This is a genomic window from Synechococcus sp. R8-2 (assembly GCF_047461715.1).
Taxonomy (GTDB): Bacteria; Cyanobacteriota; Cyanobacteriia; order Thermostichales; family Thermostichaceae; genus Thermostichus.
The window spans coordinates 1-11,500 of the sequence record NZ_JANSHQ010000034.1 but is presented as its reverse complement, the minus strand read 5'-3'; the positions used below and the strand labels follow the sequence as shown (position 1 = coordinate 11,500).

Sequence of the window (11,500 nt, the reverse complement as noted above, 5' to 3'; positions counted from 1 at the left end):
AGGACGAGCGCCGGGAGGATGTTATAGTAGCTACAGAGGGGTCGGCTAGCTGCGCAAGGTCACCGGAAATTGTGTTGCCAACTGCGCCCTCACCTGGTTTTGCAGAGCTTCTACCTCCGCATCCGTGAGGGTGCGATCGGGAGCGCGGTACACTAGGCGGAAGGCAAGGCTGCGCTGCCCTGCAGGTACTCCTTGGCCCCGGTACTCGTCGAAAAGCTGCACCGATTGGAGAAGTTCTCCGCCCGCTCGACGGATAACCTTCTCGATCTCACCAACGGCAAGGTCGAGTGGCGCAAAGAAGGCGATATCCCGATCGGCAGCAGGAAAGGGCGAAAAGGGGACAAATTGCACAATGCCCCGTCTCTCCAGGCTTTCCAGCAAGGGATCCAACTGCAGCTCAAACCCATAGACCTGATCTGGCAGCCCCTTTTCCTGACAGAGGCGGGGGTGCAGTTGCCCGAACAAACCGATGCGGGATCCCTCAATCCACAAACTGGCCTGGCGACCGGGGTGAAGCAGGGACGATTGCTCTTCAGGGGGATCCAGACGAAACTCCGGGCCAAATCCCAGCCGCTCCAGAGCGGAGACCAGCAGCCCCTTGGCCTCGAACCAGTCCATGGGTCGGTTGCGGTGCTGCCAATCGTGGGGATTGGGATCCCCGCCCAAGATACCGCCGATATGCTCAGCTTCCCGGTAAGGGTGGGGGTTGGGGGGAAGGGCATGGGCAAAAACACGACCGATTTCAAAGGCTTGGAGCGGGCCGTTGCCTTGATCCCAGTTGAAGCGGAAGGCCTCCACCAGGCCGGGAAGTAGCGCATTGCGCACGGCTGAATATTCAGGCGAAAGTGGATTGGCAATCCTCACCAAAGATCCATCCTCCTCCGCCGGGCAGAGGGAGATGTGATATACCTCTGTCAGGCCAATGCCGCGCAGCACTTCTCGGATCTGGCGGGTGAACGTTTCCCGCGCCGAAAGGGATCCCACCTGCGGCTCGGTGGGTAGGGTTTCTGAGAAGCGGTCATAGCCGTAGAGACGGGCAAACTCCTCGATGAGGTCGATCTCCCGCTCAATGTCCCGCAGGCGATAGGGGGGAACGACGACCTGCCAAACGCAGCTGGCCACGGTTGCCGTCTCGGTAGCGGGGGAGAGGGCACTCTGGGAATTGGCCCCTTCGCAACGGGAGAGCTGAAAGCCCAAGGCAGATAGGATCTCCTCCACATCCGCCGCCTGCACCTCGTCCCCCAACACATCGATCAGCCGCGACAGCCGCAATTTCAGGGTGCGTTCCAGGGGGGGCCGCTGGTCAAAGGTGGTGAGGCCGGCCACTGCTCCCCCTGCCAGTTCCAGGATCAACTGCACCGCCCGATCCCGGGCCTGATCGAGGGTGGCAAAGTTAACCCCTCGCTCATAGCGGGTGGAAGCCTCGGTGCGCAGACCTTGAGACCGGGCCGAGCGCCGCGTCACCGCTGGATCGAATAGGGCTGCTTCCAAGAAAATGCGAGTGGTGGTCGAGCCGACCTCGGTTTCTTCCCCTCCCATGACCCCGGCCAGAGCTACCGGTTGGCTGCCGGCCACAATGAGATGACTGTCGGCTTGCAAGGTGCGGGTTTGGCCGTCCAAGGTCTTTAAGGTTTCTCCCGGCTGGGCCAAGCGCACCTCGATGGTGGGTTTTTTCTTGCCCATGACCTGGAGCAGGCGATCCCAGTCGAAGGCGTGCAAAGGCTGGCCCCATTCCAGCAGGATCAGATTGGTAATATCCACTACGTTGTTGATGGAGCGCATGCCGGCGGCGGCCAGTCGGTGTTTTAGCCAGTCGGGGGAAGGGCCGACTTTCACCCCTTCGATCAACACGCCACTGTAGGCGGGGCAGGCTTTGGCGTCGGCAATGCGCAACTGAAAGTTGGGGATGGGCTTGGCCTGAAGAGGCTTGACGGGGGGCAGGCGCAGCGGGTTGCGGGTGAGGGCAGCCACTTCGCGGGCGATCCCCACCATGCTCAGGGCATCGGCCCGGTTGGCGGTGGAAGTGAGATCCAGCACCACATCGTCCAAGCCTAGAAGGGGGCGCACATCAGAGCCAAGCGGATGAACCTCCAGATCCAAGTCGGGCGGGAATTCGTGGATCCCTTCGGAAGATTTCTCCAGCCCCAGCTCTGCCAGAGAGCAGATCATGCCCTCCGAGATCACCCCCCGCTTGTCGGCTTTGGCAATGGTGAGGGAGAGGGCGGGCAAATGGGTGCCGGGCGTGGCCACTGCTACCAGGATCCCAGGGCGGGCGTTGGCGGCTCCACAGACAATGGTGGCAGGCCGATCGGATCCCAAATCCACCTGGCAAACCTGCAGCTTGTCGGCGTTGGGATGAGGCTCGGCAGCCAGGATCTTGCCCAAAACCACCCCCTCTGCCCAGGTGCGGCGATCTTCAATCTCTTCCACTTCAAACCCCGCCAGGGTGAGGGCCTCTCCCAGTTCTTCGGGTGAAAGTTGGAAATCCACCAGTTCTCGCAGCCACTTCAAGGAGATGCGCATCGCTGAGCCATCGGTGCAAACGCCGCCCCCATTATCGCTCACCTGGCCCTCTTCTCCAGCCGGGATCCCGGCCCAAGATCGTGGGATGGCATAGACCCGGTTCTGGCCGGAACCGGTGGGACAGGGTGGGATGCTAAAACAGTGAAGGCGAGGGCTGAGGTCAGATCCAGCGCCTAGCAAGGTGAGGAAGGATGAAGAAAGACTGGGCAAAACGGTTGCGCAACGGGTTGATTGCCGCAGTAGCTGTGCTCTTGGCAGCAGGACTGTTTTTGGCTAACCAAGGGCGTCAGGCGGGCAGCAACTTAGAGGCTCTAGCCCAAGAGGCCATACCTTGGGAGCAAGCTCAGGCCAATGGCAAACCTTCTTTGGTGGAGTTTTATGCCGATTGGTGCAGCACCTGTCGTGCCATGGCACCCCTCCTGGCCAGCCTGAAACAGGAATTTGCCGATCAAGTCAACTTTGTCATGCTCAATGTGGATAATCCCAAGTGGCTGCCGGAGCTGAGCCGCTACCGGGTGAACGGCATCCCTCATTTTCTGTTTTTGGATCGGCAGGGAGAAGTGCTGGGATCGGCGATTGGCGAACAGCCGCCGTCGATTCTGCGAGCCAATGTGTTGGCTCTGGCAACTGGACAGCCCCTGCAGTTGACCAACATCGGGCCGGTGTCTGAGCTGGAGCGGGGCAGGCGCGCCCTCCCCAGTCAGCCGGATCCCCGCAGTCATGGTTAGGAGTTTGGTCCAGGGTTTTGTTGTCTTGGACACAGGCGGAAAGGTCTGGCCTCGGTTTGATATTGGATAACTTCTATCCATTCTCGTAGCTCACAAGAACAGGCCATGGCTGTCGAGACGACACCGATTTTGCCGGATCCGCAACGGTTGATCCCGAGCGAGCGCCTCAGACAACTGAATGTCCGCTCCAATTCAGCCGGGCTCCGGCAGCTTTTGGGACATTTGGCGGTGATGGCGGTGAGTGGCAGCCTGTGGGTGACCCAGAAAGGTGTCAATGGCTGGATTGCCCTGCCGGCGCTGGTGGTTTACGGGGCCAGTTTGGCGACGATGTTTGCTGCTTTGCACGAATGTGTACACCGCACCGCTTTTGCCAGCCCAAAACTGAATGACGGGGTAGCCTGGGTGGCGGGCCTGCTCTCATTTTACAACAGCACTTTTTATCGCCGATACCACAAATGGCACCACCGCTATACCCAGATTCCGGGCAAGGATCCGGAGCTGGAGGATCCCAAGCCCCAGAGCTGGCCGGAGTATTTGCTCGAGCTGAGCGGCTTGACTTGGTGGATCGGCAAGGTGAAGACCTACATCCGCATAGCCAGCGGCCAGTTGCAAGGCTATCCCTACATTCCTGAATCGGCCCGCCAAGAGGTCATTCGTTCGGTGCGGTTGCAGCTAGGGGTCTACGGCCTTGGGAGCTTGCTCTCCCTTCTGCTGGGGGATCCCTGGATAGTGTGGCTGTGGCTGTTGCCTTTGGCGGTAGGGCAGCCGATCTTGCGCTTCATTTTGCTGGCAGAGCACACAGGCTGTAGCCAAACCGAGGATCCCTTCTCCAATACCCGTACCACCCTTACCCTTTGGCCAATCCGCTTTTTGATGTGGAATATGCCTTACCATGCTGAGCATCACCTTTACCCCTCCATTCCATTTCATGCTTTGGCCGATGCCCATCAATACCTCAAGCCCCATCTGGCTCATCTAGGGCAGGGGTATGTGCGGGTTCATCGTCAGGTGATTGAACAATTTCAGGCATGACTCACTACACGTGGAGCCTGAACGATTTTCAGCTACAGTGCGGGATCCAACTGCCCCAAATCACGCTCGCCTATGCCACCTACGGGACTCTTTCCCCCCAAAAAGACAACCTGATCCTCTACCCCACCTCCTATGGGGCTCAGCATCCTGACCTGGAGTGGCTGATCCGTCCCGACGGCATCCTCAACCCGGAGCGGTGGTTTATCCTCATTCCCAATATGCTGGGCAATGGCCTTTCCACTTCCCCCAGCAACGATCCAGCCTGTGGCTTGCGGGAAGACGGCTTCTGGTTTAGCCACTGGGACAATGTGCGCCTGCAGGAGAGCCTGATTCGCCAACACTTTGGGATCGAACGCATCCGCCTGATCTACGGCTGGTCGATGGGGGCTCAGCAAGCCTATCACTGGGGATCCCTGTTTCCTGAGCGGGTGGAACGGATCGTAGCCCTCTGTGGCACCGCCAAGACCACAGTTCACAATCGGGTTTTTCTGGAGAGTTTGCGCTCAGCCCTAACTGCCGATCCCGCCTGGAACGGTCGTCGATTTACGGGTGTCCCAGAGCGGGGTCTGCGAGCTTTTGCCCACATCTACGCCAGTTGGGCTGTTTCCCAACCTTTTTTCAACCAAAAATGCTATGAATCCTTGGGGTATGCCTCTCTCGAAGATTATCTAGAGCGAGGCTGGGAGGCCAATTACCGCCGCCGGGATCCGCAGAATTTGCTATCGATGATCGAAACTTGGATCCGCTGCGATATCAGCGACAACCCCATTCACCGGGGAGATTATCGGGCTGCTTTGAGGGCAATTCAGGCCCAAACATTGGTGATGCCCGCCCAGACGGATTTGTATTTCACCCCAGAAGATTGTCGGGCTGAGGCAGAATGGATCCCGAACGCGGTTTACAAGATCATCCCCTCCATTTGGGGGCACCGGGCCGGTAATCCTCATCAAAACCCCGAGGATGAAGCTTTTATTCGCACAGCCGTGCAGGAGTTCCTGGAGAGCTGAGGGCACCTACACAGATCCTACACAGATTGCAGGCGCAGGTGTTGCACCAGAGCCTGTAGCCCCAACAGGTAGCTTTGCGCCCCAAAACCACTGATTTGCCCAATCGCTACGGCGGCGATGTAAGAGTGCTGGCGGAAGGGCTCGCGGCGATGGATGTTGCTTAGGTGGACTTCCACAGTGGGCAATCCTACGGCTGCAATGGCATCTCGGAGAGCAATGCTGGTGTGGGTATGGGCCCCAGGGTTGATCAGAATGCCGACATGCTGCTGGTGGGCACGGTGAATGGCATCGATGAGCACCCCCTCATGGTTGGACTGGAGAATCTCCAGCTTCGCCCCTAGCATTTCTGCCTGCCGATGCAGAGCCTGATCGATCTGCTCTAGGGATACTGAGCCGTAGATGCCCACCTCTCGCACCCCCAGCAGGTTGAGGTTGGGGCCATGCAGTACCAAGAGGCTGAGAGGCTCGCCGCCGGGGGCAATGGCAGTCGGATTAACGACGACGATGGGATCCATCTTCTACCGGAATGGGAGCAGGTTGAGGCTGGGGGTTCCCCAGCAGGGTGTCGATCACACGTTCCACCCATTCCCGGATCTTTTCCAGCACCTTTTCTACCCAATCCATCCGATCTGCCTCGCGAGGTTTTACGAAGGGAGTTTATTCGACGGACTTCTATGATAGCGCTTCTTTCCGAGGGGTGTAGAGCTGACTGGCTGGCCGGCCTTTTTCCCCAGCAGGGATCCCTTGTTTTGCCTACCCTTTTACAAGAATCTGAAGAAAATCCAAAACCCCTCAGCCAGACCAGTTCTTCAGCATCTGGCTAATGGTTCTGCAGATGATCCGCAGGGTCATGGAGCGCAGCAGGATCCCCATCTGCAGGTCTGTCCCCGGCAATTCAAATCGCTCCGCCTGGCCCGCCACCGTCAAAGTTAGGGTGGATCCCCGCTGCAGGAAGAGGGCGCCGCCGGGGTTGAGATCCCGTTTCAGGGTTTGCAGCTCTTGATCGGAGGGATCCCGCAGCACCACCAGATCGCTGCCTTCGTAGGCCAAGCCCTCCCGCTCCAGGGTCTCTTCGTCGGCTTCCGCCAAAAGCAGATCCAGTTGGGGATGGCGCAGCAGGGTTTTCACCTGGCGAAAGAGGCTGCCCTGCAGGGGTCTAGAGCTGTGGTTTAGCAGCACGCCCTCCCGACAGACGGATCCCACACATGCGTTGGGGCGGTGGGACAAAATATGCTCCACCAAGGTGTGCGCCTCCGCCAAGGTGAGGCGGTTAAAGGTCAAAATCGGGATGCGGGCCGTCTTGGGAAACAGATGGTCGAGGATTGCCCCCGGCACATCCACTCCCGCGCCAATGGCAGGTTTTTGGTGCATGAGCACACCTGGCGCAGCATTGATCTCGATGATCCCCAGGGATACCTCCTTCCAGGAGCGCTCCAGGCTGGGGGCAATGACATCGATGCCCAAGCACACCAGCGAGAACTGCTGGGCAATGGTTTGGGCCAAAACCACGTTGTCGGGATGGACGGTGGCCGTGACATCGCGGCTCACTCCTCCCGCCGAGAGATTGGATACCTTGCGCAGATAGACCGTCCGCCCCGGTTCCAGCACACTGTCCACTGTCAAGCCTTGCTCTGCCAGAAAGCGCTCCATTGCCTCATCCCATTGGATCGGCCCCAGGGGAGAAGTGGGGGTATCCCAACGGACGGGATCCCGGTTGGCCTGCTCGATGAGCTGCCCGATGGTGCTTTGGCCATCTCCCGTCACCGAGGCGGGGCGTCGTTCCGTGGCCGCCACAAAGCGGCCTCCCACACACAACAGGCGAAAATCGGTGCCCTGCAGATGCTTTTCCAGGATCAGTCGGATGGGCTCCTCAGGGGGAAGGGCTGCCACGGCTACCTCGTAGGCAAAGGCCAGTTCTTCCGGGGTTTGAATGCCTGCTGTTACCCCTATCCCCTTGTGGCCGGCCACCGGCTTGAGCACCACCGGATAGCCGATTTCCTGCGCCAACTGCAAAGCTTCTGCCAAAGAGGCGACCACCTCTCCCTGGGGCACGGGGAACCCTTGCGCCGCCAGAAAGGCTTTGCAATCGTCTTTGCGGGTGGTGAAGTCAGAGTCGAGATGGCTGTCGCAGTGAAAGGTGGTGGCCACCCCTCGCACCTGGTTGCGACCATAGCCATACTGCATCACCCCTTCATCCCATAGGTAGTAGGTAGGGATCCCGCGTTCGTGAGCAGCCCGCAGGAGGGCATAGACCGTCGGCCCACCGTACACCGAGTCGCGAAACAATTGCTGCAAGCGGCGCATCTCCCCTTCAAAATCGAAGGGCTGTCCTTGGGTGATGGCTTCCAGCCAATCCCAAGCAAAATAGACCGCAGCACGAGTGGTACGGCCATGTAAGGTCTGCACCGCGATGCGCACATACTCTGAAAACGGATGACAGCTCCACCGCTGCAAGTGGAGATCCATCTGCAACCGGTTCACCTCCGCCACCAGCCGGGCAAACAAGTGGGCGTAGGAAGGATAGGATCCCTCCTGCAACTGGGGGAAATGGAAGCAGACCTTGGACAGGTAGACATCGATGGGCAGCGGCTGTGGGCACTGGGTAAGGGCAAAGTCGAAGGTGAAAGCGGCTGTATTGAGATAGGGGTTAGGGCCGAGATAATGCTTCAGGTTGAAAATGTCGAAAACATCCGACTCGCGCGCGTTGATGCGGGGCACGCCCGCTGCCTCCTGCAAAACCATAACCGGCCTCAAGAGAAGGGAAACAACGACCTCAGCGCGGGGAAAACCCAGCTCTCCCGGCTGGGGCCGCTTCCATTATTCCCGATCCGGCCCCCATCCCCGGCGGCTTGCCCTCGCAGCACAAGGGATCCCGGGCAGCTTTTTGCCTGTTAAAGCCCCTTTGGAGAGTTAAGTACAAGAGTTCCAGTCGAGCAGGATAGAAGGCAGGCCTGGGTCTGGATACCCCGGTAAGCTGCTGCTCCCCCGATTCCTGCTTGTGGATTTCTTGTAGGCTAAATCCTATCGTGAAGTATCTGACGGATTAGAGTTCCCATTCTTCTATTAACAGCCGACTAAGTAAATAAGTCCTTTGTGTTGGAGAAAGCAATTTGATTTTCACTTCCTAAAATAAAGACAAATCTAGAGGAAGAAACAAAACCGAATTTTGTCAATTGGTCGTCTGTCTTTACAATAAGAAGATCCCACTTTTCTTTGACATAAGAGTTTATATTGGCTACGTGGAGACGAGACAGGATTTTTTCATCGCTTGGGAGATCAGATAGGGGGAAACCAGGCTCAACATAGAGATCTAACCTCTGCAGGTCTAGCAAATCGGCCACAATCACTGGAGGACAGTTCCGGCCAACGAGCACCTTTGGCTGCTCCTGCAGTCGATGTAGCTCCTGAGCAGACTCGTAAATAGCCAGACGTGTGTTTATCAAATCCCTAGAGGAGGTGCTGATAAGAAAGCGGGGATCAGATTTTGCTGCGTAAAAATCGGGCAGCTCTCCATTAAATATCCAATTCATTAGATCGGCCATTCGATACTTTGGATGCCAGTCGGTAAAAAACTTCTCATAAGCTCTTTTGGCAATCTCTATTGCTGATTCAGGGTTCTCTAAGTAAAACTTAATCTTTTCTACTAGCTCCGAATAAGAGTTGTAGGTATCGCAATATAGTCCGGGAACTAAGTACTCATCAAAACCAGATGCAAATGAAAGGCGATCTGTCAATAGAAAGCCCCCTGCAGAGATAATTTCAAGGTTCCTCAAGTTAATGTCGCCATTTAGGCTACAGTTAAAAGAGATCAAGGAGTGGGCAAATAAATGAGCTCCCTCTTCTCTAGTTCCTGACTTAGCAATCAAAGGCAAACCCGCTTCTCTCAGAGCATTGATCAGGAAAGAGCGCCTTGGGTGAAAGCTACCGATTCGGCCAAAGAAAGCAATTCTGTTTTCTCTTGTCTCTACCCACTCATGAGTGACCACGTACATATTCATCAAAGGCAGCCACGCCGCATTTTGGATCCCTGCTGAAACAAACCAGTGTAGATGCTGCCGATTGTAAGTAGTGACTACATAGTCAAAGTTCTCTTGGCTGCAGTAATTTAAGAGATAGTTAATAGGTGCTATTCCGTGACCACATAGAGGAGTTACCCAATGGGTATCTCCAGCTAACAAAACTGTTGGACAGCCGAACTTTTTGGTGTTGAAAGGTTTACATGAGTCGAAAATAGAAGAGTTAACTACTACTAAATCAAACTCTTTATCTTCAATCTGATTCGAACGATGCACAAACTCGTAAAGATCGTAGTCTCCCAAGGGGCACCCAACCAGCCCCTGAGGAATGCTGTAAAAGTTAAAGCCACACCCCTTCGCTGCCCATCCCGGACACAGGGTTACCTGCTTATTGGAAAAAACCGGGAATGGGAGGTAGTCCACCGGAACTTGCCATACTAAGAGAACTCGCGGCTGTAGAGCCTTAGCTTTAGAATTTTCCATGGCTTGCTCGTGTACTTAGCATGAATAGCGCTTACCTCAAAACTTCTTGGCATAGGGCGAATTGTAGCATGTAGAGATGTTGAGAGCAAGATTAAGCTCCTGCAAGGAAGACAGAATGTAGCATCCTATTCCTTTCCCCGCCAGAGTTACAGTTATTCCGCCTCTCCTGCAGCGGGCAGAGAAAGCTTCGTTGGCTTTCCCCTGGTGCTCGGTGCTACTTTTGGTCTCCGATCTGCCACGCGAATGCGACTGCCCTCAGCCCCTCTCCCGCAACTAGGGAGGGGAGACTGGGTTCGCCAGCTGCAATTCGGAATAGAAATCTCCCAAGCTGCTCGGTCAACCCCAAACGCTATTCAAGACGCCATTCGACGCCATTTGTGGTGGGTGCGCATCCCAAAAACCACTCAGGCAAGCCAATTGAACTAACGAAGAGTACTTAGAAGCACAACATCCATAACCAGCAGCGCCCCAGCAAAGGCCAGCAGGCTGCGCACGATCTGGCGCTCTTGCTTAGAACGATGGGATCCACCCACACGAAGCCATTTCAGAGATTGGGGAAGGCGGTACAGCATAGGAGATTCGGCGGAACCCTAGGGTGATCATGCCCTATTTTGTGGGGTTTGGATTCCCCACGCTGGGGGGGAGAAACGGCTAGCCCTGAGGGGCAATTCCCTCTAGAGTGAGGGTTAGTCCATTGCCCCTGTCTATGACCACTCCCTTGACCCAAGCCGAAACCGTTTTGCAAAGGTGCTGGGATCATTGGCAATCTCTGGCCAGCCGTCGGGATTTACAACCGGAGTTCAGGGCTCTATCCACTTTGCGCAAGCGCCTCACCGCGCGGCTGTTTTCCATTGCGGTGTTTGGGCTGGTCAACCGTGGCAAGTCGGCCGTCCTGAACGCCCTAACCGGCGAGGAGCGATTGAAGGTGGGCCCCCTCAATGGGGTCACTCAGCAGCCCCAATCCCTGCTGTGGCAGCCGGAGCCAGGGATCCCTTGGCGGGTGAGGCTGGTGGATACTCCGGGTTTGAACGAAGTGGAAGGAGAAGCCCGCGAACAGTTGGCCTGGGATGTGGCCCGCTCGGCGGATTTGATCGTGTTTGTCATCGCCACCGACCTGACCCAGTTGGAATACCAAGCTCTCTCGGAGCTGCGCACTCTATACAAGCCCATCCTGCTGGTGTTGAACAAATGCGATCTCTACTCCGAAGCGGAGTTGCAGGCCATTTGTGCCCAGATCAGCCGCCACCTAGGCTGGGTATCGCCGCAGGAGATTTTGACCGTGGCCGCTTGCCCAAAACCTCTGAAAGTCCGCACCCACTGGCCGGATGGCCGCATTACTTTGGAATGGGAACGGCCTGCACCCCAAATTGAAGCCTTGCGGGGGCGAATTCTGCAGATTTTGCAAACCGAGGCGGGATCCCTCCTGGCTTTGAATGTGTTGAAGCGGCTGGACCGGGTTCAGGCCCAGATTCTGGAAAAACAGTGGCAGCATCATGCCCGCTTTGTGGAGCAATGGGGCCAAGCTGTCGCCCTCGGCAAGGGGATTGTGGTGGGCTTGGCTCCGCTGGGGTTGGATTTGCTGTTGGCCCCGCTGCTGGATGGCCTTTGGCTGCTGGGCTTGGGAGTGCGGCTTCACCTACCCCGGACGGCCTTGTGGAGGGGGCTGGTCTCCTTTCGCGAGGGGCTGTGGCGACCGCTGCTGCTCAATGGG

General features: G+C 57.0%; 10 protein-coding genes. 4 read left to right on the top strand and 6 right to left on the bottom strand.

Features of this window, described 5'->3' with window-relative positions; all coding sequences use genetic code 11:
- Window positions 1–45: 45 nt before the first annotated feature.
- Complete coding sequence (gene pheT, locus NW819_RS00945) at window positions 46–2,523, bottom strand: phenylalanine--tRNA ligase subunit beta (protein ID WP_414412618.1); 2,478 nt, start codon at window positions 2,521–2,523, stop codon at window positions 46–48.
- Between the two features lie 191 nt (window positions 2,524–2,714).
- Between pheT and NW819_RS00940 the strand changes: the two genes are divergently transcribed.
- From NW819_RS00940 to NW819_RS00930, 3 genes are all read left to right on the top strand, one after another.
- A complete protein-coding gene (locus tag NW819_RS00940) occupies window positions 2,715–3,251 on the top strand; it encodes a thioredoxin family protein (RefSeq protein WP_414375330.1) in 537 nt (178 codons plus the stop codon).
- 105 nt (window positions 3,252–3,356) lie between these two features.
- On the top strand, window positions 3,357–4,283 hold the full coding sequence (locus NW819_RS00935) for a fatty acid desaturase family protein (protein ID WP_414399867.1): 927 nt from the start codon (window positions 3,357–3,359) through the stop codon (window positions 4,281–4,283).
- Complete coding sequence (locus NW819_RS00930) at window positions 4,280–5,290, top strand: alpha/beta fold hydrolase (RefSeq protein WP_414412617.1); 1,011 nt, start codon at window positions 4,280–4,282, stop codon at window positions 5,288–5,290. Before NW819_RS00935 ends, NW819_RS00930 begins: the two co-directional genes overlap by 4 nt.
- 17 nt (window positions 5,291–5,307) lie before the next feature.
- On the opposite strand, the gene aroQ is transcribed toward NW819_RS00930, so the two are convergent.
- The 5 genes from aroQ to NW819_RS00905 form a co-directional block, all read right to left on the bottom strand.
- Window positions 5,308–5,805 carry a type II 3-dehydroquinate dehydratase gene (gene aroQ / locus NW819_RS00925; RefSeq protein WP_414412616.1) on the bottom strand — a complete coding sequence of 166 codons (498 nt, stop codon included), beginning with the start codon at window positions 5,803–5,805 and terminating at the stop codon, window positions 5,308–5,310.
- A complete protein-coding gene (locus NW819_RS00920; RefSeq protein ID WP_011434447.1) occupies window positions 5,783–5,914 on the bottom strand; it encodes a hypothetical protein in 132 nt (43 codons plus the stop codon). Before NW819_RS00920 ends, aroQ begins: the two co-directional genes overlap by 23 nt.
- A 168-nt stretch (window positions 5,915–6,082) precedes the next feature.
- Window positions 6,083–8,032 carry an acetate--CoA ligase family protein gene (locus NW819_RS00915; RefSeq protein WP_414412615.1) on the bottom strand — a complete coding sequence of 650 codons (1,950 nt, stop codon included), beginning with the start codon at window positions 8,030–8,032 and terminating at the stop codon, window positions 6,083–6,085.
- A gap of 332 nt (window positions 8,033–8,364) precedes the next feature.
- Window positions 8,365–9,609, bottom strand: a complete 1,245-nt coding sequence (locus tag NW819_RS00910; protein ID WP_414412614.1) for a glycosyltransferase — start codon at window positions 9,607–9,609, stop codon at window positions 8,365–8,367.
- A 602-nt stretch (window positions 9,610–10,211) separates the two neighbouring features.
- On the bottom strand, window positions 10,212–10,361 hold the full coding sequence (locus NW819_RS00905; RefSeq protein WP_414355501.1) for a hypothetical protein: 150 nt from the start codon (window positions 10,359–10,361) through the stop codon (window positions 10,212–10,214).
- 134 nt (window positions 10,362–10,495) lie between these two features.
- On the opposite strand from NW819_RS00905, the gene NW819_RS00900 reads away from it, so the two are divergent.
- Window positions 10,496–11,500, top strand: a 1,005-nt coding sequence (locus NW819_RS00900) for an Era-like GTP-binding protein (RefSeq protein ID WP_414412613.1), incomplete at its 3' end; no start/stop codon positions are given.